This is a genomic window from Shewanella sp. DAU305, from assembly GCF_026802235.1.
In the GTDB taxonomy this organism is placed as follows: Bacteria; Pseudomonadota; Gammaproteobacteria; order Enterobacterales; family Shewanellaceae; genus Shewanella; species Shewanella baltica.
This window is the reverse complement of the sequence record NZ_CP113808.1, coordinates 3341156-3364871: the sequence shown is the minus strand read 5'-3', so window position 1 is coordinate 3364871 and position 23716 is coordinate 3341156. Positions and strand designations below refer to the sequence as shown.

Here is a 23716-nt window from a genome sequence, read left to right as displayed (position 1 = left end):
GGCAGTGAGAACAACACAATGACAGATTTATGGTTAACCATGGTCGAGAGTATGAATGCGGCCTTTGGTGAAGTCCATGTGATGACCGCATGGGAAGCCTTGGCGGTATTGCTAGCCATGGCATATCTACTGCTGGCGATGAAGGCGAGCGTCTGGTGCTGGGCGGCGGCTTTTGCCAGTACCGCCATTTACACTGTGTTGTTTTGGAAGGTGTCGTTACTGATGGAGTCAGTGCTGAATATCTATTATATGGCGATGGCGCTCTATGGATATTGGCTCTGGACCCAAGGCGGCGATAAACATCAAGGGGTTAAAGTGACCACTTGGCCGTTGAAAACTCACTTGAAACTGATCGCGGTGACAGGCGTTATTTCGTTATTAGTCGGTCACGGCATGGCGACGTATACTCAGGCCGCATTCCCATATTTAGATGCGGCCACGACCTGTTTCGCTGTGATGACGACCTATTTAGTCGCGAAGAAAGTACTTGAGAATTGGCTCTACTGGGTCGTTATCGACATAGTGTCAATTTACCTTTTTCTCAGTAAAGGATTGATGTTGACCTCGCTATTATTTGTACTCTATGTGGGCCTTGCAGTAGTAGGGTATTTCCTTTGGCGCACTGCATTAGCCGACGCCCGTGAGGCCAATGCCTTGAAGTTACTCAGTTAATGCTCGATGTAAACGCTGCTAAGCCATACTCAGCGGGCGAATCATTCAACGCACTCTTGCCCATACTCAAACGAGCTGGGCTTGAGCAAGTGTTAAGTATTTGCGAGCTTTCGGGCGGCTTGAGTAATCATAATTATAAGATCACTACGCCTGCAGGCAGTTATGTGCTGCGGGTCAATGCCGATGCGGCGGACAGTTTTTGCACCCGCCAGCAGGAGCGTTTTTACTGGCAACAACTCGCCCAAGCTAAACTTGCCCCAGCACTGCTGTGGGTGAGTGAAGATGAGCGCTATTACCTCAGTGATTTTATTGAGAGTGACCTTATCGAAAGTGCTGTAGCGAGCGTTGCAGAGTGTGCAGTAATTGAACACAATGTGATTGATAGCGAACGCTTTGAACGTAAATGCTTCATCCATTGGTCTGCCTTAGAGCGCCAAACCAGTGCCGCTGATTTTATGCTGGGGCAAGTGTCTTTGGGCATTTTACATCACGGCGATTCACAACAAGCTTATTTAAATCATGAGCTTAGGCTGATGCCAATACAGCAAGATAAGCATCCCAACTCAGCTGCGCATTTACTGCTGGAATTATTGCTGCAATTGCGGGAACTGCCCACAGGTCCTTATGCCATCAGTATCACAGAGCAATGGCAGGAATATCACCAGCAGATGCTTGCCTATCAGGCTTCTCTTGCCCTCACGCACGATTGGAGTGAGCGAGTGGCTAAGCTGCTTAACATCCAAATCAACATCAAACATTGGTGTGATGACTTAGCGGCCTGTTTAATTAAGCCGCAGTTTTGCCATCGCGATCTTAATCCCCACAATTTGTTGTTCAAAAACAACCGCTTGTATTGTATTGATTTTGAGTATGCGACGGCGTCGCATCCCCTGTGTGAGTTAGCTGTAGTGTTAGCGACCCATGCGTTAACGCCAGCCCAGCAAAACGAGTTAGTGACGCAGTATCTGAGTGAACATCCCTATGTCACGTCCCACGCCGTAGCGGCCGTGCCTGCCGCCATTGACATGTACTGGGTATTTGCTTGCTACTGGGCATTATTGATGGCAGCGCAAACGGAGGCCAGTCGTAGCGCCAATTATCTCGCATGGTTTGATTGTTTTTGGCCACTCATCACCCAAGCATCATAGCGATTAGCTGCACGATTGGCGATTTAAAGCAGGCAAAGTATTAACATATTAAAAACCTTTATTAGACAAACTTGTTTGATATAAGAGGCAACTTTATATAGGCTCAAGCGTCATATTAGCAACAGTTCTAGGATGGATGATTCAGAATGAAAAAAGGCGTGATGCTACTTGTGTGTCTCTTAGGCTTAAGCGCCTGTTCCACTAAATTCAGTTACCATTTTCTCGATTGGGCTATCGGTTGGGAGCAAGAGGACTACGTTACCTTAGATAAACCACAGCAAAAGGCATTTGACGCCCTCATTGAAAAATTTGTCCTGTGGCATCAATCCAAAGAATTGTCCCACTATGTGGTGCAATTAATCGAAGTCGAAAGCCTCATCAAAACCAATACCTTAACACCAGTATTATGGGCCGAGCATGTGGAGATTGCTAAGCGGCATTGGTTTCGTTTGTTTGAGTTTGCCTTGCCAGAATTACTGCCCATCATCATGTCCTTGTCCGATGAACAGGTGAAGCAAATCCTCGCCAAATTACGGGAAGATGAGCAGGAGCTCGTCAAAGAGTTTGCCGGCAAAACTCCAACGCAGTTACAAAAAGAGGCCGACGAAAACCTTCAAGAGCAATTTGATGACTGGCTTGGCAGTGTGAGTGCAGAACAAAAAGTGCTTATTCATCAGTATAATCAACAGCGTTTATCCACCTTAGATATGTGGCTCGAATACCGCCACGAATGGTTACGTCAGTTTGAAGTTGCTCTTGGGCAGCGGGCAGATAAAGCGCTATTAACTGAGCGTTTGACCCTGTTGATGACGCAGCCCGATGAGCTTAAGTCTGAGCAACATAAAGTGTTTTTGCGTAAAAATACTGAGGCATTTGGGACCTTACTGCTGGCGATGAACACGAGTTTGTCGGAGAAGCAGTCGAAACATTTTTATAAAAAGTTGGGTGGACTCATTCAAGATCTTACCGAGCTTAATCAAGAAGCCATTGAAAAAGAGGCGAGTGCAAAAAAAGCCTAGGCCATGAAAGATTTATTGGCTTGCTAGGGTCTATTCCTGCAAGCCAATAAATTAGTCAAAGAGAGACACTATGCCACTTGCATCCCTTTACCAAAAATTGCTCAATATGAGTCGCTATTTCGATGGCGTAGCGCCATTAGCCCTCAGGATTTACCTTGCGCCAGTGTTGATGCAAGCGGGTTATAACAAGCTCGCCCACTTTGACGATACGGTTGCTTGGTTTGCCAATCCCGATTGGGGTTTAGGCCTGCCAATGCCGGCGGTAATGGCAGGATTGGCGGCGGGAACCGAGTTCTTTGGCGCTATCTTATTACTGCTTGGGCTTGCGACGCGGCTGATATCTATCCCTTTGATGGTCACTATGTTGGTCGCCGCATTTACCGTGCATTGGCCAAATGGCTGGTTAGCGATTGCCGATGGCAGTTCTTGGCTTGCCAACGACAGAGTGCTTGAGGCTGGGGATAAACTGGCGAAAGCCAAAGAAATATTGCAGGAGCACGGTAATTACGACTGGCTGACCAGCTCAGGCAACTTAGCTGTACTTAATAATGGCATTGAGTTTGCGGCAACTTATTTCATTATGTTGTTGGCACTCTTCACCTTAGGCGGCGGTCGTTACACTAGCCTAGATTATTTTATCGCTAAGCGCTGCGGGGTTAAGTAAGCCTTTTATAAAGAGCCCTCGATTTTTAAGCACAGTCAAAGCGTTAAATCCCACCCATGCGGTGGGATTTTTTTATGCCTCTTTGCCTGCAATTTGCTATGCTTGAACGCAATTTATATCGAACTAGGATAAGAACTTGGACGCTATTGAACTTTTGCTCACCCGTCAATCGACCCCGCGATTAATCGCTCCCGCTCCCGATGCGAGTCAATTAAAAATCATCTTAGATGCTGCCATTCGTGTGCCAGATCATGGTGCCTTAGCCCCATGGGAATTTATTATTGCCACTGACCAAGGGTTAAACACCTTAGCCGATATCTTTGTTGAGGCGGCTAAAGCCAGCGGCGCCGATGAGGATTTCGTTAATAAAGCTAAGGGCATGCCAATGCGTGCGCCTATGGTGATTACCGTGGTGGCGAAAACGCAGCAACATCCTAAAGTGCCCGTACTTGAACAACAAATTGCAGCGGGCTGCGCAACGATGGCGATGCAACAAGCGGCTTTTGCCTTAGGCATTGGTGCTGTATGGCGAACGGGTGATTTTGCCTTCGATGCCAATGTGAATGTCGCCTTAGGCCTTGAGCCACACGATCAAATCGTCGGCTTTTTGTATGTCGGTACGCCAGCGGTTGTGGCACCCCAAAAACCGCTAAAGGACGGCAGCCAATACGTCCGTTATTTATGAAAAAGCTTATAGCTATTTTTTTATAAACATTGTCTATTTCTAGTGGAGAAATCCTATGCAAGTGGCGCGTACTCCTAGATTAATTCTGCGGCAGTTAACCCCAGCCGATGCTTCATTTATGTTAGTCTTGCTCAATAGCCAAGGCTTTATTGAGAATATTGGGGACAGAGGAGTACGTACGCTTGTGCAGGCCAAGGATTATATCCTCAATGGACCGATGAAAAGTTACGCCGATTGTGGTTTTGGCTTTTACGCCGTCGTGCTTGCAGAGAATGGATTCACTATTGGCATCTGCGGTTTAATCAAGCGGCCGACGCTTGATAATGTCGACATAGGTTATGCATTTTTGCCGCAATATTGGGGTAAAGGTTATGCATTCGAAGCCGCGAAAGCCGCTTTTGACTTAGGTAAAAGCTTAGGTATTGAGCGTATTGTGGCGATTGTGAGCGCCCATAATGGTGCTTCAAAGGCATTGCTGAACAAACTTGGATTACAGTTTGAGCAGTGTTTACAGCTCAGCCCAGATGATGAGCCTGTTGAACTGTTTAGCTAGTCATAACTTATTGTTTATATGAGTTTTTATTTTATTGTAATTCGGCGTTCTTTACTCTAAAATTCCGCAAAATTTACTGTCGAGATATGGCAATCATATCTCTTATTGACGCCCCTCGAAAATCAGGCTCACTTAATCCCTCCTTGAGCCCTTGAGTACAGCAAAAGCGTAGCCCTTTTATTGGATGTAGCATAATGGTTTCGCAATTAAGTGAAGCAATGCTGGACGTGATCGCTGATGCCTTGGTAGACAAAGGCTATATCTTTTTATCTGACTTAGTTCCTCACAATATTAGCCAAGTGCTATTGGAAAAAATTCAATCGACGCAAGCACATGAGCTAAAAGCTGCGTCCATTGGTCGTGGCGCCGAGCAACAATTAAATCCCGATATTCGCCGCGACAGAATACAGTGGCTAGAAGAGCACAATGAGCCCGATGCCCAATATCTTGAGTTGATGACGCAACTCAAAAATGGCTTGAATCGTCGCTTATTTATGGGGTTATTCGATTATGAAAGCCACTATGCGGTATATCAGCCTGGGGCATTTTATAAAAAGCATGTTGATGCGCTAAAAGGCAGTCAAAACCGCATCTTAACCACAGTGTTTTTCTTAAATCCTGATTGGAAAGCGGCGGATTGTGGCGAGTTGATTATCTATGATGAAGCTGACATTGAGATTGAACGCATCGCACCTAAAATGGGCCATTTTGTGATTTTTCTCAGTGAGCGCTTTCCCCATGAAGTGACTAAAACCTTGGCCCAGCGTAATAGCATTGCGGGTTGGTTTAGGGTCAGTAACAGTGTGCATGGCTTTTAACTTTAGCGTTTAACTATGATTTTTAACTATGGCTCTAACTTCAGTTTTTAACTTCTACTGATATCAAACACCTAAATGCCACCCACAGGTTTAGGTGTTTTTGCTCTTGATTGTCGCTTTGGGTCATCACTAATCACTAATCGCGACTGCGCAATGTCATTGGCTATTTCTCGGATATTGATTGGCCATTTCGTGACTTATTCTTCCGCTGCAGTATTTATCCCAATCTGATTTAACTGCCTTCTACTCATTTTTTCAAATTTTTTTACACTCTTAAGCTTTAGGTAATCTAAGCCGCCGACAATGGGATAAATTTGTCCAATCATGCTGAAAATAGGGTATTTTTTTATTCTCGTTTAATGTTAGGCTAGATAAAAATGTGCGCAACAACACACTTTTCTATCATCTAACGGAGGCGAGACTGTGGGCTGTGAAGATAACTTAGGTTGTTTAACGGGTGAGCATATTGTGCTTGAGCCCTTATCTCTGTCCCATGTGGCGGCATTGAGTTTAGCTGTGACAGATGGTCAACTTTGGCGTTTGTGGTTTACTAGTGTGCCAGAACCCGCCGAGGTCAAGTCCTATGTGACTAAAGCCCTCGAAGAAAAAGCGCGGGGTCAGAGTTTTCCCTTTGCAGTGCGGGATAGAGTGAGCGGTGAAATTGTCGGCTGCACGCGAATTTGCAACTGGGAGCCTGAAAATCGTCGTCTTGAAATTGGCTACACTTGGTATGCAAAACGTGCCCAGCGCACGGGGATCAATACCGAAGCTAAGTTATTGCTATTGACCTTTGCCTTTGAAACCTTAGATGCAATTGCCGTTGAGTTTCGGACTCATTGGCATAACCAAGCCTCCAGACAAGCGATTGCGAGACTGGGTGCTAAGCAAGATGGTGTGTTGCGTAATCACAAAATTCTTAAAGACGGCACAATTCGCGATACTGTGGTGTATTCCATTATTGATGCTGAGTGGCCAGCGGTGAAAAACAGTCTGCAATTTCGATTGCGACAACGACCGCCAACACTCTAACGATAAAAAGGAAAGGCCCATGGCAAGCATTATAACTCGAGCAGATGTGACTCATGCCCATGAGGTTGCAGTGTTATTCAATGAGTACCGACAGTTTTATGGGCGCAGGGATGATGTAGCGGCCGCGGAGCAGTTTATTCATGCAAGATTGTTAGATGAGTCATCGGTGATATTTATTGCCAAAGATAATCAAGGGCTTGGATTAGGCTTTGTGCAACTGTATCCCAGCTTTTCATCGTTGCGTATGGCTCCAATGTTGATCCTCAATGATGTGTATGTGACTCAACATGCTCGATGTGTCGGAATTGGGCGAGCGCTAGTGCAGCAGGCCGCCAGTTATGCCAAAGCGCATAATATGAGTTATTTGATGTTAGAAACACAGCAAAAAAACCAGCGCGCGCAGGGCTTGTATGAAGGCTTAGGCTTTGTGCGTAACCAAGATTTTTATATCTACGAGCTTGAGATCCACCGAGGGCTTGAGTAGGTTTATTTATGGCGATTAAAAGGAAAAGTAACATGTTAACTCAGGTAAAAACGTTAGTATTTGGTGGTTTAGTATTGAGTGCCAGTACTGCAGTTTGGGCTGATGAAGCAGAAAAAGCGTTTAGTAAAGAAGCCATTGAATGTGCCGCTTACTATCAAATTAGCTCAGAAGCCATTGGGGCGATGAACGCACCGCAAATGCAGGCCGTGGGTGAGCGTTTAAAAAGCTCTAAAATTGAGTCTGAGAATTTAGCCAAGAAATACAGCTCTGAAGCTGAGGTGACTCAAGCGGTTGCCGCTGCTAAAGCGCGTCAAATCGAAAGCTTAGGGGGCTCAAGTAACTTAGGTGCGTTAATGGGTAAATATAAAGAAGAATGTAAAAACCTATTAGCCGATCCGCAAAAGCGTTTAGATTATTGGACTATGGCGACTATGTAGTCGCAGGTTATAGTCAGCACAGGTTTTTAAGCATGTGATTTTAAGCATGTGATTTTAAGCATTGTGATTTTAAACATGTGAAGAAAGGGAGCCTAAGGGCTCCTTTTTGCGCTAAGAACTTAGCACTGGGTTACGCGAGTTAATTTTTATCAGGCCAATGTGAATTGGTTGCGGTCCTGTTGACTCAATGATTCTTAGCCAGCTAGGTTATTTTTGTTAAGCTGAAACTCAACAGGGGTTTTCAGGGTCTTATCGCTAGGGTTGCTATTCTCGTTTTGTTTACGCATTGATTTGCAAACACCATCAAATATGAGCACTAACTAGGAGCAGTATGGTTTTAACATTAATGGCAGCGACTGTCTTGAGTGCTGGAGTCTGTGGATACCATTTAATCTATGGTAAACGTGTTCTATTGGCGCCGTTGTTAAAGGCAAATGTGTCCCAGCAGAGCAAGCAAATGTTGCGCTGTTTATTTCACTGCCAGTCAGTGTTTTTTGTGGCCTCAACTGCGGTACTTTTAGCCTGCGCACTTAAGGTGATCCCAGGCATGTATGCCTTTAGCTTATTGTTATTTCTTGGGATGAATTACGGGATCTTCGCGATTTGGCAGTTTTACATTGCCACTTTGAGCCCGCCAAATAGTGGCCAGATGATCATAGTGCAAGCCTTAATTTTCTTGCTGATCGGCACTTTGGCTATGCTGGGACCACTCTTGTCCGTCGCCTAAATCGCTGATCGCTTTTGGATAATCGTCGCGCTTAAAGCGTTAACGGCTTGAAGAAACAAAAAGCGAATTATTGGCTCGACTTAATCCCGTATTGGGCGGCGAGTTCGGCCAGTTTACCATTGTCGATAAGCAGCTGAACCCAGTGTGAAAGCTTTTTAGCATCGAGTGATGATCTGAGGCTAAGTAAGATGCCGTTATCGTACTCTTGGTCCCAGTTGTCTGATATTAAAAGTAAATGCCTGTCTTGTGGATTCACCTTTAAATAATACTGCAAATAGGAATGAGTGACGGGCGCTATATCTGCCCGTTCGCGCAGAATGCTTTCGATAGAGGCTCTATTGTTGCTGACGAACAAGGGGCGAAATTGCTTTGCCAACTTGTCAGCATTGGTTTCAAAGTGGGCAAACTGATAGTGATAGCCCTTAACGAATGCGACTGACTTATTAGTTAAGTTTTTGAAATAATTTTGATTATGGGCTTTGGCCTTAAGCGCAATAAACACTTCCCCATCTCTCATGTGTAGTGGAATAAACTGATCCGCTATTTTCTGCCATCCCCAAGCGGGGTTCTCAAATATCATCATGTCGAAGCGACCTAAGGCATAGGCTTTATATCTGTGCTCAACACTGGTGACGGTAAATTCAAAAAACACTTCTTGTTGTATTTGATTCAATGCATTGATGATATCAAGGGTGAGGCCTGTGTAGCGGCCGTCCTGTTGTAGATTCACATAGGGAGAAAATTGATAACCACCGACATGAATGGTCGGTATTGTGTTGGGCGCTGTTGTATTGGGTACTATTGTATTAGTTGCTGTGGGCGACTGATTGTTATCTTGGGCTATTGCGGCCGAAAATACGCTAATCCCTAAAATGAAACTAAAGAGTAGACGATACAACTGTCTTATTACCATGGTCACCCCTAATCATGCCAAAGGTTAATGATTTTTTACAAGTATACACAATTTAATTTACTCAACGCTGTCGATATTGTGCGAATTTTGAATAGGTCATAGTAAGCTAGCGCAAACAGGATGAGGGAGAACTCACATTGAGCCAGATCAAATCTCAAGTGTGTGGCTGGGTTGAACAGGGACATGTCACGCAAGAGCAAGCGAATACGCTTTATCGGCAGGTCACAGTGTTGCCAGATGCGTCGAGCTGGCGTGGCTTAATCGCTAACTTATTACTCTGGTTTGGCGCCTTGAGCTTTGCCTCTGGGGTGATTTTTTTCTTTGCCTACAATTGGCAATCCCTCGGACGTTTTGCCAAATTTGGCCTTATTGAAGTAGCGATAGTGCTCGCCATCGGCGCATTTGCTTGGCTCTATTATCGTGCCAATTCCCTTTCTACTGCTTCCCATTCCCTTCGTCACAGTCATAGTCATAGTCATAGTAATCACAGTAACCAATGCAACGACAGCAACGACAGCAGATTTGGTGCGACGACAGCTAATGGTGTGTTATTGGCCGCGAGCGTATTGGTGGGCGGTTTATTAGCACTGGTTGGACAAACCTATCAAACGGGCGCCGATCCTTGGCAGTTATTCGCCCTGTGGGCGTTAGTGATTTTGCCCTTCGCTTGGGTGGCGGGATTCGATGGTTTATGGCTGCTGCTGGTGGGACTTATTAACCTAAGTATAGGGATATTTTTAGATTCCTTTTCCCATTTATGGGGAGCCTTCTTGGATGAGCAAGGCCAACTGCTGATCTTTATCTGTTTGAATTTAGCTATCTATTACGCTTTTGTATTGTTAGATCGCAACATCGCGGGGCGCTGGCATGCGCCAATCCTCGAATATGCGTGTTCACTGTTTGCGATGGGCTGTTTTACTTGGTTAATCACTTGGCTGATTTTCGATGATTTCTTTAAAGGTGATGGCTTTAGTACTTGGATAGTTTGTGGCTATCTTGCCCATCTGGTGTTGGGATTCGTTATTTTTCGCTATCGCTTACCGCGCATTTATCCCTTGGCCTTGGGCGGTTTTAGCTTGATTGCCGTGGGTGCTGCGTTACTGATTCGGCTTATGTTTGAGGACAATGATCCCATAGGTGGTTTTTTGTTTATTGGGCTTTACATCATTTTGGCGAGCACAGGTTTGAGTATTTGGTTAAAGGAACTCAGTCGCAAGCTTAAACCACTGTCAGAATCTATGTCAGAATTAGAGCCTGTCTCTGAATTAGAGCTTGAGCCCGCAGCGAGAGCGACCCAAGGGAAAGTGGGAGACATTCATGAGCAACAATAATGGCTTACCGGATGGCGAAAGAGTGACCAGTGCTTTAACGGGTTCAGTAGTGACTCCTTTAAAGTCTCCTTCAAAAGAGGATGCCGCTTCAATTGATGCATCGGGTGAATCCAGTCTGATAACACTGTGGCAATCCTTGTATGCCGAGGGCAAAGTCAACACGCCCAAAATGCCAGAAAACCAAGATATTCCTTGGTATATTGCCGCTATGCAGGCCTTCGCCGCTTGGATAGCCGCTTTGTTTCTATTGGGTTTTATGATGGCGGCATTTGGCGCCATTTTTGAGCGGGTAGGTGAGGGCGTCGCCTTATTTATCGGCTTAACCTATTTAGCCGTGGGCATTGGGTTGTATTTTTTGCCGCGGCAACAGATCTTCATTGAGCAATTTGCTTTTGCCGCCTGTTTGAGTGGTTTAATCAGTGTGGCTTGGGGATTCTATGATTTAATCGACAATGATTTTAGCCTCAACTGGTATCTGTGTATGGCGGGTATTCTCTTGCTGTTGTGGGGTTTAATTGCCCATGGATTAGCCCAGTTTGTGTTCGCGTTTGGCTTAAGTTGGTGCGTGATTGGCCTCATGGCTAAGTTCGAATGGCTCAATGTCTGCCCAAGTCTGTTTGCCTTAATCATTAGCCTAGTGTTGTTCAATATCAATCGGTTCGGACGTCATTACCGCCGCGCGCGCATGCTTATCTACGGTTTTGCACTGGCATTAATTACATTGCAACTGATGCATGCCTTTAGCATGGACAGTATTTTTGAAGCCTTATTCAGTCCTTGGCAGCAAAGTCTGTGGTTCACGCTTAGCCATCTGTCGATTATTTTCGTTATTTGCGGATTGTTATTGATAAGCGTTTTTCGCGAACGCCAACAATCACTCAGCTCAATGGCGGCGATAGGCTGTTTTCTCGGTTTAATGGTTATTAGCGGTTTATCTTTACCTATGCAGGGATTATCGACGGCTATCCTATTGATCTTGCTTGGCCACTATTGCAATGAGCCTTGGTTAAAAGGTATGGGAATTGTGTCGGCGCTGCTGTTTGTCAGTGGATATTATTATTCATTAGAAACAACACTACTGCTGAAATCTGCTTATTTGATGGGTTTAGGCGCGCTGCTGCTGGTGGCAAGGATGCTGGTGTGGCGGTTATTTCCTGCCAATGAAAATGCCAAGGAGACTATGTGATGGGCAATGTGATGGGAAAACTGGCGGCTTCACATAAATGGGCGCTGGGCATAGTACTGTTCACGACTGTTGCGATTCTTGCTGGCGTGAATTGGCGCATTTTCAAATTCGAACAACTGCTTAATCACGGCCAAGTCGTGCGCTTTGCATTAGCGCCAGTCGATCCGCGCTCGTTAATGCAGGGGGATTACATGGCGCTGGAATATGCCATTGCCCGCGATGTGCGTAGCGCCTTAGCGCCGCAACAAATGCAGGGTCAGTTGTTGCTGGCACTAGATGGGCAAAAAGTGGCACGTTTTATGGATTTTTATACTGACCAAGCGCTGGGTAAAGATCAGCTGCGGGTGCAATTTCGTGTTCGTGGTAATCAAATCAAGCTCGCATCGAACAGCTTTTTCTTTGAAGAAGGGCAAGCCGATCATTTCAGTGCGGCTAAATACGGCGAGTTTAGGGTGAACGCCCAAGGTGAGTTACTGCTGGTCAATTTACTCGATGAAAAACTTGAGCCCTTATAACCCCTGCGTCAGGGCTTTCATCCATTGACTCTGCTTATGTTGTTAAGAACGATTTATCCCCATCACATTGATTATTCCTGGCCGCATTTGTAATGGGCGGCCAGTATTCCCCGTACTGCTTTCTTCCTAGCTCTGATCGCTAAATCGCACCAATAATATCAATCTTAAGTTGCAACTTTAGCGCAACCAATTTGTAACCTTGGTCGCCTATAGTATCGTCAGTCTTCGAGGTGACATCATCTTGAAGCATCTAAGCACATCAATTAAATCGCAATTCAATACAAAATATTAAAACAATACATTTAGGGGTCTCAATGTTTAACACTAAAACTGTGCTGGCGTTAGCCATCAGCAGCGTTTGTGGGCTTGCCCATGGCGCGGATAATTTGATCATTTCAGAATACGTCGAAGGCAGCAGCAACAATAAAGCCATCGAATTGTATAACCCAACTGCGGGCGTTATTGACTTAAGCCAATACCAATTGCGTTTCTATTTCAATGGCAGCACCAACGTCGGTACGACCATTGCGCTCACTGGCTCATTAGCCGCGGGGGCGACTTATGTAGTTGCCGATAACGATGCGTCTGCCGATATTCTTGCACTGACCAATCAACAAAGTACCGCCAGCTTCTTTAACGGCGACGATGCGATTGAACTGACTTATCAAAATCAAGTGATTGATAGTTTGGGTCAAGTTGGTGTCGATCCCGGTGCCGAGTGGGGCAGTGGTGACTTATCCACTCAAGACAACACCCTGCGCCGTAATCCTGATCAGCTTATTGCCGATCCAATCAGTGATGATGCGGTCAGCTTTAGCACTTGGTTAGGTTTTGCGAAGGATGATATTTCTGATCTCGGTAAATTCAGCGCCGGCACGCCGACCGATCCCGTCGACCCGCCACCGAGTTCTTTAGTGTGCGGTGAAGAAGCCACAGCAATTCATGCGCTTCAAGGCGCGGGTGCTGCCAGTCCTCTTAATGGTCAAACCTTAGTGGTTGAAGCGGTTGTCGTCAGTAATCAAGAAGCCGGTCTTAAGGGCATTTTTGTACAAATGGCTGATAACGAAACCGATAGCGATCCCCAAACCTCGGAAGGGGTGTTTGTGTATACCGGCACTGCGCCTACTGCGTATGTGGCGGGCGATCGTATTCGTTTAAAAGCCAAAGTCACTGAATATCAAGACTTAACTGAACTAACGACTGTATCAGATCATAAGTTGTGTGCCACTGCACAAGCATTGCCAACAGCGGCTGTGGTGACCTTACCGGTTAACAGCAGTGATGATTTTGAGCCATTTGAGGGCATGCGTGTTCGTTTCAGCCAAGATTTAGTGGTGAACGAAGTCTACAATCTAGGTCGTTACGGCGAGATTTCATTAGGCAGTCAGCGCCACTTTATTGGTACGCAAGTGGCTGCACCGGGCGCGGATGCGCTGGCAGTGAGCGCAGCCAACCAACGTGACAGTATTTTATTGGATGATGGTTTAACGGCGCAGAATCCAGATCCTGTGCAATTCCCCGCTCCTGGTCTGAGCGCATCAAACACTGTGCGTGTCGGTGATAAAGCCACATCGCTTACGGGTGTAATGCACTATGGCTTTAATTTGTATCGCATTATGCCAATCGAGACGGTGAACTTTGTGGCGGAAAACCCACGTCCAATCGTACCCACATTGGTTGAGGGCGGTAATCTAAAAGTCGCTAGCTTTAACGTACTTAACTACTTCAATGGTGACGGTCAAGGTGCAGGTTTCCCAACTGCGCGTGGTGCCAATACGTTGAGCGAATTTGATCGTCAAAAGGCGAAGATTGTCAGCGCCATGGTGGGTATTAGTGCCGACGTATTTGGTTTGATGGAAATCGAGAACGATGGCTTTGGCGCTAATTCGGCCATTGCTGATTTAGTCGCAGGTTTGAATGCCGCAGTGGGTGAAGCGCGTTACGCTTATATCGCGCCAACAGGCATGAATGCGATTGGCACCGATGCCATCACAGTCGGCTTGATTTATCGTAGCGATAAAGTCACGCCGCAGGGCGCTGCACGTATTCTATCCAGTGCCAATTCGCCATTAGATAGCGATCAAAAGCCCTTGTTTGACGACAGTAAAAACCGTCCAATGCTGACCCAAGCCTTTAGCGTGAACGGCAGTGAAGAAGGCGTGGTCGTTGCGGTTAATCACCTTAAATCTAAGGGGAGTGAATGTGCGGGCGATCCTGATCTGAATGATGGTCAAGACAACTGTAATATCACTCGTACCCGTGCGGCGACTGCTGCAGGTCAATGGATCAGCGAGCAATATCCAGATCAAGGTGTACTGCTGATTGGTGATTTGAACGCCTATGCGAAGGAAGATCCATTAACGGCGTTAGGTAACGCGGGCTTTAGTGAGCTGTTTGCCAAACTTGAAAAGCCGAACCCTTATTCCTATGTGTTCTCGGCTGAATCGGGTCAGTTGGACCATGCTTTAGCGAATGCTGCCTTGTTGGATAAAGTGGTAGATGTGACTGAATGGCATATCAATACCGACGAACCGCGCGTATTGGATTACAACGAAGAGTTTAAGACGCCTACTCAAATCCAAGACTTATTCGCCACTGATGCGTATCGCTCATCGGATCACGATCCTGTGGTGATTTCACTCTTGCTCGAAGCGGAAAAAGTCGCGCCAGTGGCTAGTTTCACCCAAGTGGTGAATGGCGCTGCGGTGCAACTGACATCCACTTCAACCGACAGCGATGGACAAATCGTGTCTGCCGAGTGGAGCTTTGGTGATAACACAGTGGCAGTGGGTGAGGTAGTGACTCACAGTTACAGCCAAAGCGGTGAGTATCTTGTCACGCTAACTGTGACTGATAACGACGGCCTAACTCATAGCACGTCACAAACGGTGTCTGTGGTTGTTGGAGAGGTAAAACAACCGCCTGTTGCGCAAATTCAGCGTATCAATTTATTGTTCGTCGATATGTTTATCTCGACTAGCTACGATACCGATGGCGTAATCAAGCAACATAAATGGACGTTCGACAATGGCACCCGCGCTAACGGTCAAGTGGTATTGCGCCTTGCCCGCCGTGGACAACACACAGTTGAACTGACCGTTAAAGATAACGACAAGTTAACGGATACCACGACGCTGACGTATCGTTAAGCCAGTCCTTTTATTCCGCTGATTTTAAGTGACGCCAAGCCCGCAGCCGCGGGCTTTTCTTTTTGCCCCAAAGCAAGATAACTTTGTCGTCAGTTTACAGCATGAATTGTCATTGTTTCCCCTGTGACTCGCCATAAACTCGTCCCTGAGGGCTCGACGACGGCATCCATGCCGCCAACGGTCACAGTTGCAACAATGCCAATCTTAACTAACACTTCAGCTGTTCGTTTAGCTAAAAAGATATTTGCCCCAAAGTGTGTTTCGTAGTTTGAATGCTTTAATCAAAATCAAAGTCGTGGGGCTTCACCCCACACCCGACCAAGGAGGACTGCTCGTCCTATCCTCCTTGGATGCTCCAAGACGCCCCCAACGGAGTTGAAAGCCCCTTGGGCATTTAGCGTCCTTATGCTATCGCGTCAGACGCTCGTCCCTGATTCGACTGACGCTATCTCGGCATATATGGACCCATCCGGTTTGCAAGACATTCGATAGCGATTTTGAGAAGAGTTCATTGCACCCATATATTCGGCCTGTTATTGAGGTATGCCTCTGGCCCTGATGGATATCTGCTTCTACTGTCCTTATCATCCTTGCGGCTTCATTATGAGCCTATGCCGAGCTAAGGTTTTCAGTAGATCAGTCTGACTGTCTCATCATCAATTCAAGTGTCTTAGCAACTTGCTGGTTGGTTAATTATTAACGTTTATTGAATCTATTCAGCACTATACTGGAAGTCGATATTCTTCGTCATGCGCCGCGATAACCCATGCCATTCTCGCGAGTTTATTGGCGACGGCTACACAGGCTCGGTTAAAACCTCGGCGTTCTGCTAACTGGATTGCCCAGCAACTAAATTTATCCTGTTTATGACAACTGTGCTGTAACACAGCTCTGGCGCCGTGGATGAACAGGGTACGTAAGTAAGCATTTCCCCGCTTGCTTATTCCAAGGAGGTTATCTTTACCTCCACTGCTGTGTTGCTTGGGAACCAAGCCACACCAAGCTGAAAAGTGTCTACCATTACTGAAATCTTTACCATCACCTGCGGCGGCATAAAAGGCGGTAGCGGTGACTGGACCAATACCTGGGATAGTTTCTAAACGCTGGCAAATCACATTGTTTTTAGTTTCAGTGAGCACTTGAACGTCACAACCCTTAAGCCGTTTTTCTATATCACTAAACTCTTCATATAACTGATAAAAAATGGCCCGACCTTTGGTAGTCAGCGCATTGGTTTCATCCGCTAAAATATCTGGAAACTGTACTTTAAAAGCCGATTTACTTTTGGTTATCACAATGCCGTATTCCGCTAACATCCCTCTGACTTGATTGATTAAGGCGGTTGATTGTTTAGTTAATCGTTCGCGCATGCGGTGGAGCAGTTGCACATCTTGCTGCTCAACGCTTTTGGGTTTTACAAACCGCATGTTGGGTCGCTGCGCAGCTTCAGCGATGGCTAGCGCATCGTTGTAGTCATTTTTATTACCTTGCCGAAAAGGCACCACAAATTGAGGTGCGATTAGCTTGACGTTATGGCCCAACAGCTCAAATTCTCTGGCCCAGTAATTTGCTCCACCACAGGCTTCCATCACAATCAGACACGGCTCAATTTGAGCAAGAAAGGGAAGTAAGTCCTTGCGTCTAAGCATTTTCTTTTTGATTAACTTGCCTGCTTTATCGACACCAACAGCATGAAAAACAGACTTTGCGATATCTAAACCAATTGTAGTAATCTTCATAAGTGGCCCCGTCCTCTTTCTGATGAGTTTTAGCGACTACATCGTGGCCCACTGTGAGGTCGATTAAAAGTGGATGGGTCCATTCCATTATCCATGGCGAGACTCACGCAATTTGTCTATTCGCCCTGCGGCAACTCCGAGGGGAGGTGTATTCCTTGGAGTTTTGAGTCGTTAGATAGTCCTAAAAGTGGACACCCAGCCTAAATAGCGCAGTTGTTAACCTCCGACTATGCTTTGGTTAAGCATTGAACAAGGAGGTTTGTATGCCTCGCCCTCGCAGAACTCAGATAAGTGTTGAAGACACACCCTATTACCATTGCTGTAGTCGCGTTGTGCGGCGTGCGTTTTTGTGTGGTGACGATGCCTATTCGGGAAAAAATTATGACCATCGCCGCGCTTGGGTAGAATCGCTACTGTTTGAACTCGAAGCGGTTTTTGCTATTGATGTGGCGGCTTTTGCTGTGATGTCCAATCATCTGCATGTGGTGCTGCGGGTCGATATCGACAGCCCCAATCGTTGGACTGACCACGAAGTACTTGAGCAGTGGCATAAGCTGTTTAAAGGCGATGAATTAACGCAAAAATTCGCCAAAGGTGAGTTAGTTGAAGCGCATGAGGTTCACAGATTAAAGCATTCAATTGCCATTTATCGCAGCCGTTTATGTGATATCAGTTGGTTTATGCGCTGCCTCAACGAACCCATCGCAAGACAAGCGAATCAAGAAGATAACTGTACAGGTCGTTTCTGGGAAGGACGCTTTAAATCGCAAGCCCTACTCGATGAAGCCGCCGTTTTAACTTGTATGGCCTATGTTGATTTGAATCCTATTAGAGCGCAACTGGCTGATACACCAGAACAATCCGACCATACCAGTATCCAGTTGCGTATTCGGGCTGCATTAAAAGGTGAGCAACCTAAAAATCTACTGCCTTTTATCGGTAATGAGCGCGACAACCAGCCCAATGCCATTGCGTTTTTATTATCGGAATACCTTGAATTGGTCGATGATACAGGCCGAATTATTCGAAGTGATAAACGTGGGGCAATCAGTGTAAATAGCGCTAAGTTACTGGCAAGATTAAATATCCCACATGACAATTGGCTCAAGCTCACTGCTGAGTTTGGCAAGCTATTTCATGGTCCGGTGGGTAAGCTGCAAGCACTCACTGATTACTGTGAACATCTAGAAAAGCGACGACGGCACTTTGCCGCAAGCTGTCAGCACTTTCACAGCAACTAACTGTAATCCTGCTTAACTAAACCAATCTCTGTCCATGTGTTTTATTGGGTGGGTTAGCATGTCTTAAATCCACTATTTTTTAATGAGTAAGCTCATTTTTATGCCTCAGCTTTAGTCCTTCAATTTTTGATGACTCTCATTTAAGCAATTTTAGCTCGTACAGTTGTAGACAAACCAAAAGTGCATTATGTTGTTGATCTAAAATGGATGGCCAGATTTTTCTCAATATTAAAGTCCGTCATAAAAATCTAGGCTCAAAACTAGCTAGCATTCGGCTGGTGAATCGCAAGCTTGTAACCTCATTGCCCTAAAAATTATCTCCTATATCTAGCGTTCAACTGCGTACCACTAATGGCTGAAACTGGATCGTTATACCGTATATTTTCAATCGCTTGGTATTGAGTGATTTTAAGTTGATATCGGCGAGTGTTATGATAAGTGTTTGATTGTATTGTGTTTAAATTTAAAACCTTAAAGGTTGCTGTTTTTAGATAATAGGTTTTGAGAACAAGCATGCGCGTTTTTATGATGGATTCTTGTATATGAAAAGCGATAGAAAGCTGTTAGCTTTTAGTTAATAAATATAATTAAGAGTGCGCGTTTTTACTGGTCTAATGAGGTAAATACGTATGCGAACAATGCAAGTATTAGGTTTTTAAATCACCATCAAAATCACAAAAAGGACTTTGTTTATGCGTTTGTTAATTTCATTACTCATTGTTTTTACCGTTGCTATATCTGAGGCTTCTGCATCTGAGGTTTCTGCGTTAGATAAAGTGACTATTGGAGAAAATTTCATTATACATTCTGACATTATTGGCGAAGATAGACCTATTTCAGTGTATATACCAAAGGGAGTAAATACAGGTGATTCTCTATATGTTATCTATTTACTTGATAATGAACACCACTTTCATACCGTCACGGGCATAGTGCAGTCTCTAGTCGACTATGAACAAATACCCAAAGCAATGGTTGTTGGTATTCAAACAACAAATCGTCCTCGTGACTATCTCCCTAAGATAAACGGTGAGCCACAAACCGAATTCCAAACATTTGTAAAATCTAAATGGCCTGATTCAGGGCAAGATAAATTTTTAACATTTCTTAATGATGAGCTCTTTCCATATATTGATAAAAATTATACTACCTATCCTCACAGAACAATTATTGGTCATTCAAATGGTGGGACATTAGCACTTTCAGCTTTATTTGAGCGTCCAGAACTTTTCAATAATTACTTGGTTATAAGCGCCAATGGATGGTGGAGTTATGATGAAATAATTCAAAACTCAAAAAAACTAACAGAAAGCAACCGTACTAAACAAAAACTATTTCTTTCGGTTTCCGGTGAAGGTAGTCGATTCTATACGGGTACATTAGAGCTATTAACCAACATGGAAAGGAACAAACCCGTTAATCTAGACTGGAAATTTGAACACTATCCAGAGCGTACTCACATGAGCGGCATATTACCTGCGATAATGAGCGGGCTAGAGTATTTGTATGCTGATGTTAATTTTAAAATCACCCCTGAATTGGCTAAATATGCGAACATATCAGTCGTTAAAAGTTACTATTCAGATTTATCTAAGCAGTTTGGCTTCACTGTTTCAGCCCCTGTTGATATTTATGTAGAATTTGCAGAGCAACAGCAAATGAACCTGCGAGAAGAAGAAGCGCTTAAGACATTAGAGCAATTTGTACGTGATTACCCAGAACATTCATATGCGCATATGAAACTCGCTGAAGGTTATGCTAAGGTGAAAAAATATAATCAATCCTATGAAGGTTTTGTCCAAGCCCTTAATTTAGCAAAACAACAAAATAAAGAAACGAACATTATCGATGCGCTTCAAGATATGGTTAATCAAGCTCAAACAAAATTTAAGTAATAAAATCCATACAAGTTTTTATAGTGGATAACATAGTATTGGCTGGTTTCGTTCTAATACAAAGAAATCCAGCCTTAATCGCAATATTTTGATAGTTACCTTCAAATTTAATTTTAAAACGATATAGTAGACTTTATCGGTGTATCTCATAACGATAATTACTAACTTATGTTTGGTGGTATCGACGCATTTGATGTTGAAGGCATTGCTTTGTTTAATGTAATTTGCGCTAATGAATCGGAGAGTTACTCGTTTAATGAGTCAGAGTACCCATGAACAAATAGTTACTCTCAGGGATATGGACGAACTATACGATTACCTTGGCGATCACAAACGTGAAGTTTGGGCACAGGTTGGTATTGGTACTAAGTCCTGCCTTAAAGTGAACGCCAAAACAGTTGGCTTGTGCTAATTCTTCGCTAATTTTAGCCAACAATTTTGCGCCCGTGAGCGAGGCGTTATAAGGAAAAGGATCAATATGTCGTTATACCATTACACTGATTTAGCCGCTGTTTATTCAATTCTTAAGAATAATAAGCTTTGGTTGACTGACATTCGTTACTTGAATGACTCTCTGGAGCTACATGATGGTATAGCTTTTCTAATAGAAGGGGTGAAAGCTCCATCTCATGATGTTTTTGCTAATTTTGATTATTATGAAAAGGCAAGAGAATACATAATTGATTCACTTATAGGCCTCAAAACATATGGTGTCTCAGAAGATCCTTTGTTTTTATTTTCACTTAGTTCTGAATCAGACTGCCTAAGCCAATGGAGAGCCTATGGATCTTATGCTATAGAATTCGATAAGGAGATACTGACTTCTGAAGTATCAAGTTTGTTCGATTGCCTATATCTTGATCCTCAAAAAAATGATAAAGCTAGATTGCATGCCAGAGATGCAATCACAGTTGTCAGAAATGATTTGGTCAAAAATAATGGTTGTCTTGGTGTAGATGCGTTAGACGCTGTAATATCTCTCAGTTATGATGCAGTTACATTTAAACACAGTGGGTTTTCTGAAGAAAAGGAGTCAAGGATTGTATTACCATCGAATGATTCTGAATACCCAAGTAATGTGAAATATCGTCCAAGGGGGGATGTTTTAATTCCTTACATCGAAGTGCCAATTACATTTGATTGCATAAGATCAATTACAGTGGGTCCCGTGCAGAATCAAGCGATGTCGTATGCATCAATGTCAGAATTTGTACATGACATTGAAAGGAACTGGCAGGTCGACTCTGGAAATATCGAATATGAACTTACTGTTAAAAAATCAGTAATACCGTATCGTACATAAACCTTATAATAAGTTGTAGCACTTCAGCGGCTATGCGGATCGGACCTTCAAAAGCTACGCTTTTCCCAACCTGTGTAAAACGTTAGACCAATATCCCTCAAGGAGACGCATTTGGATTGGAAAAATTATCAAGAAGAGGCTGCAGAATTTTTCCGTTCCCTAGGTTTGGAAGCTGAAACTGACGTTACGATCCAAGGTGCAAGAACAAAGCACGACATTGATGTATTGGTGAAATCACATCATGCAGGATTTAATATAGTCTGGCTTGTTGAGTGTAAACACTGGAAATCCAAAGTGTCTAAACTCCATGTGCTTGGATTACGCGAAATAGTCAATGATACAGGTGCGGATCGCGGAATTATTTTAGCAGAGAATGGTTTTCAAAGTGGCGCTATAGAAGCCGCAGCACTGACGAATGTTCATGTGACTTCTTTAGCTGAAGCCACAAATACTGCTAGCCACGAAATACACTCCATGAGATTAAGAGAGTTATACGACAGACTGCTGTGGTGTAAAGAGGAATATTGGGGTATTCCAAAATCCATGAGGATCGAATGCGGTTTGCGTCCTGATGTTGGTGACGTAGGTTATTCTGGCGACTGGGTTATTAAAGCAGGAGAAGACTTGATCACTAAAGGTCTGCGTGGAAGTTATCCTATCTCTACGGATGAAATTCACTTAATGATTTCGCAGTCAATAATTGAGCAAAAGCTTCCAAATACTATTAGAAATATTCAAGAACTATTGATTTTAGTAGAACCATTGGTAAGCAATTTGGAGCAAAAAATAAATGCGTGCAAAGCAAAGGCTTAACAAGTCAATCAACTACGCGCCTACGGCGCCGATTATTGAGGCCTTAATCCATAGCAATTTTAATCCAAAACTCACTAATTAGAGTTAGGAATCTAAAGTTTAGTTTTTCACTTAGTCGCTTGAGACACTAAAAAATGAATTCTGAAGTTTTAATGTAGTGGTCAAGTAAAATTGGCCACGGTTTTAGAGTCATTCCAATATAAACGTTCTGACTCATTTGGCGTTAACCCACCATTATATTGATGGGGTCTGGTCTCACTGTAATATCCAGTGATGTAATTTGTGATCTCTTTATCTGCTTCTGTAAAATTCCCATAACCACTGGCGGGTATCCACTCAGATTTCAAACTTCTAAAGAAACGCTCCATTGGTGCGTTATCCCAACAATTCCCGCGGCGACTCATACTTTGCTCAATCTGAAGACGCCATATTAATTGTCTGAATTTCAAGCTTGTGTAATGTGAACCTTGATCGCTGTGATAAATCACATTCTCAGGTTTCCCCCTTAACTCAAATGCCATTTTCAAGGCTTTACAGGTCAGCTCGCTGTCAGGTGATAATGACAAAGCCCACCCAACAGGTTTACGGGAAAACAGGTCTAGAACAACCGCTAAATATGCCCAACGATTACCGACCCAAACATACGTCACATCGCCACACCACACTTGATCTGGTTGAGTTACGGCAAACTGTCGATTAAGCGTATTCGGGATCGCTACATGCTCTTGTGCAGCTTTCCTATAAGAATGTTTAGGCTGCTGACAGCTCAATAACCCAAGCTTTTTCATTAGATTACGGGCTCGATAACGACTGAGACAGATCCCTTTGTTAGTCACTAATTGCGCTATCGTTCGAGCACCGGCAGAGCCATGACTAATACGATGCGCGGCCTTCACTTCACTGCATAAAATTGTAAAATCAGCATCGATATGTTCTTTTCTTTTTAGCCAATATTTATAGCTACTTCGATGCACTTTGAATGCATTACAAATTGTGAGAATAGAGTGGCTCTGCTTGAGTGCGCTGATCAGCGTAAATTGTTCATCGAGTCTGACATCAAGAGAGCGGTAGCCTTTTTTAGGATTAGATTATGCTCCTCAAGACGCGCTATTTGTTTCTTCAGTTCACGGATTTCAATTTGTTCTGGGGTAATCGGAGATGCTTTTGGTGTGCCACCCTGGCGTTCTAGTTTTAACTGTCTCACCCATTTATCCATAGTGGACTTACCTACGTTCATCGCCTTTGCAGCTTCGATGATGCTATGGTTTTTATCGAGGACTAATTGGGCTGCTTCAAGTTTGAATTCAGCACTAAATGTTTTTCTGGTTGTCGATCTCATGTGTTCACCTAAGGTCATCTATGAGGCAATAATATCACCTCTATTTAGGTGGCCAA

22 protein-coding genes are annotated in these 23716 nt (G+C 44.2%); 19 read left to right on the top strand and 3 right to left on the bottom strand.

Features of this window, described 5'->3' with window-relative positions; genetic code table 11:
- Window positions 1-18 precede the first annotated feature (18 nt).
- The 11 genes from pnuC (at window position 19) to OX890_RS14110 (ending at window position 8236) form a co-directional block, all read left to right on the top strand.
- The gene (pnuC, locus tag OX890_RS14160) at window positions 19-672 is read left to right on the top strand and encodes a nicotinamide riboside transporter PnuC (protein ID WP_126492149.1); all 654 of its coding nucleotides are present in this window, start codon (window positions 19-21) and stop codon (window positions 670-672) included.
- On the top strand, window positions 672-1820 hold the full coding sequence (locus tag OX890_RS14155) for a phosphotransferase (RefSeq protein WP_268649432.1): 1149 nt from the start codon (window positions 672-674) through the stop codon (window positions 1818-1820). The genes pnuC and OX890_RS14155 overlap by 1 nt, the downstream gene beginning before the upstream one ends.
- Before the next feature lie 146 nt (window positions 1821-1966).
- Window positions 1967-2839, top strand: coding sequence for a DUF6279 family lipoprotein (locus tag OX890_RS14150; protein ID WP_268649431.1), 873 nt, complete (start codon window positions 1967-1969; stop codon window positions 2837-2839).
- A gap of 70 nt (window positions 2840-2909) precedes the next feature.
- Window positions 2910-3503, top strand: a complete 594-nt coding sequence (locus tag OX890_RS14145; RefSeq protein ID WP_011846585.1) for an HvfX family Cu-binding RiPP maturation protein — start codon at window positions 2910-2912, stop codon at window positions 3501-3503.
- 136 nt (window positions 3504-3639) lie between these two features.
- Window positions 3640-4188, top strand: a complete 549-nt coding sequence (locus OX890_RS14140) for an NAD(P)H nitroreductase (protein WP_268649430.1) — start codon at window positions 3640-3642, stop codon at window positions 4186-4188.
- A gap of 55 nt (window positions 4189-4243) precedes the next feature.
- Window positions 4244-4741 (top strand): GNAT family N-acetyltransferase, encoded by a 498-nt coding sequence (locus tag OX890_RS14135; protein ID WP_071938834.1) that lies wholly within the window; start codon window positions 4244-4246, stop codon window positions 4739-4741.
- Window positions 4742-4935: 194 nt separating this feature from the next.
- The gene (locus OX890_RS14130) at window positions 4936-5559 is read left to right on the top strand and encodes a 2OG-Fe(II) oxygenase (RefSeq protein ID WP_012587854.1); all 624 of its coding nucleotides are present in this window, start codon (window positions 4936-4938) and stop codon (window positions 5557-5559) included.
- Between the two features lie 423 nt (window positions 5560-5982).
- Window positions 5983-6588, top strand: coding sequence for a GNAT family N-acetyltransferase (locus OX890_RS14125; RefSeq protein WP_006086351.1), 606 nt, complete (start codon window positions 5983-5985; stop codon window positions 6586-6588).
- Between the two features lie 19 nt (window positions 6589-6607).
- The gene (locus OX890_RS14120; RefSeq protein WP_126492139.1) at window positions 6608-7072 is read left to right on the top strand and encodes a GNAT family N-acetyltransferase; all 465 of its coding nucleotides are present in this window, start codon (window positions 6608-6610) and stop codon (window positions 7070-7072) included.
- 32 nt (window positions 7073-7104) lie between these two features.
- A complete protein-coding gene (locus OX890_RS14115) occupies window positions 7105-7509 on the top strand; it encodes a hypothetical protein (RefSeq protein ID WP_126492138.1) in 405 nt (134 codons plus the stop codon).
- Between the two features lie 331 nt (window positions 7510-7840).
- Entirely contained in the window at window positions 7841-8236 is a 396-nt protein-coding gene (locus tag OX890_RS14110) for a hypothetical protein (protein WP_006081319.1), read from the top strand.
- Between the two features lie 67 nt (window positions 8237-8303).
- Here OX890_RS14110 and OX890_RS14105 read toward each other — a convergent pair whose 3' ends face one another.
- Window positions 8304-9149 carry a substrate-binding periplasmic protein gene (locus OX890_RS14105; protein WP_126492136.1) on the bottom strand — a complete coding sequence of 282 codons (846 nt, stop codon included), beginning with the start codon at window positions 9147-9149 and terminating at the stop codon, window positions 8304-8306.
- A gap of 137 nt (window positions 9150-9286) precedes the next feature.
- On the opposite strand from OX890_RS14105, the gene OX890_RS14100 reads away from it, so the two are divergent.
- The 4 genes from OX890_RS14100 (at window position 9287) to OX890_RS14085 (ending at window position 15330) form a co-directional block, all read left to right on the top strand.
- A complete protein-coding gene (locus OX890_RS14100) occupies window positions 9287-10480 on the top strand; it encodes a DUF2157 domain-containing protein (RefSeq protein WP_126492134.1) in 1194 nt (397 codons plus the stop codon).
- The gene (locus tag OX890_RS14095) at window positions 10467-11666 is read left to right on the top strand and encodes a DUF4401 domain-containing protein (RefSeq protein ID WP_126492132.1); all 1200 of its coding nucleotides are present in this window, start codon (window positions 10467-10469) and stop codon (window positions 11664-11666) included. Before OX890_RS14100 ends, OX890_RS14095 begins: the two co-directional genes overlap by 14 nt.
- Entirely contained in the window at window positions 11666-12181 is a 516-nt protein-coding gene (locus tag OX890_RS14090) for a GDYXXLXY domain-containing protein (protein WP_126492131.1), read from the top strand. The genes OX890_RS14095 and OX890_RS14090 overlap by 1 nt, the downstream gene beginning before the upstream one ends.
- A gap of 314 nt (window positions 12182-12495) precedes the next feature.
- Complete coding sequence (locus tag OX890_RS14085) at window positions 12496-15330, top strand: ExeM/NucH family extracellular endonuclease (protein ID WP_126492129.1); 2835 nt, start codon at window positions 12496-12498, stop codon at window positions 15328-15330.
- Window positions 15331-16052: 722 nt separating this feature from the next.
- On the opposite strand, the gene OX890_RS14080 is transcribed toward OX890_RS14085, so the two are convergent.
- The gene (locus OX890_RS14080) at window positions 16053-17069 is read right to left on the bottom strand and encodes an IS110-like element ISSba19 family transposase (protein WP_126492127.1); all 1017 of its coding nucleotides are present in this window, start codon (window positions 17067-17069) and stop codon (window positions 16053-16055) included.
- A 263-nt stretch (window positions 17070-17332) separates the two neighbouring features.
- On the opposite strand from OX890_RS14080, the gene OX890_RS14075 reads away from it, so the two are divergent.
- The 4 genes from OX890_RS14075 to OX890_RS14060 all read left to right on the top strand — a co-directional run bounded on the left by OX890_RS14075 (window position 17333) and on the right by OX890_RS14060 (window position 22321).
- On the top strand, window positions 17333-18310 hold the full coding sequence (locus OX890_RS14075; protein ID WP_268649429.1) for a transposase: 978 nt from the start codon (window positions 17333-17335) through the stop codon (window positions 18308-18310).
- A 692-nt stretch (window positions 18311-19002) separates the two neighbouring features.
- Entirely contained in the window at window positions 19003-20205 is a 1203-nt protein-coding gene (locus tag OX890_RS14070) for an alpha/beta hydrolase-fold protein (protein WP_126492125.1), read from the top strand.
- A 478-nt stretch (window positions 20206-20683) separates the two neighbouring features.
- On the top strand, window positions 20684-21508 hold the full coding sequence (locus tag OX890_RS14065) for a DUF2971 domain-containing protein (protein ID WP_126492124.1): 825 nt from the start codon (window positions 20684-20686) through the stop codon (window positions 21506-21508).
- Window positions 21509-21619: 111 nt separating this feature from the next.
- Window positions 21620-22321 carry a restriction endonuclease gene (locus OX890_RS14060; protein WP_126492123.1) on the top strand — a complete coding sequence of 234 codons (702 nt, stop codon included), beginning with the start codon at window positions 21620-21622 and terminating at the stop codon, window positions 22319-22321.
- A gap of 161 nt (window positions 22322-22482) precedes the next feature.
- On the opposite strand, the gene OX890_RS14055 is transcribed toward OX890_RS14060, so the two are convergent.
- Window positions 22483-23660 (bottom strand): IS3-like element ISSba5 family transposase gene (locus OX890_RS14055; protein ID WP_086012240.1). Its coding sequence is split into 2 segments (ribosomal slippage): window positions 22483-23402 and window positions 23402-23660, totalling 1179 coding nucleotides; the frame shifts between segments, so codons are not numbered across the junction.
- Window positions 23661-23716 lie beyond the last annotated feature (56 nt).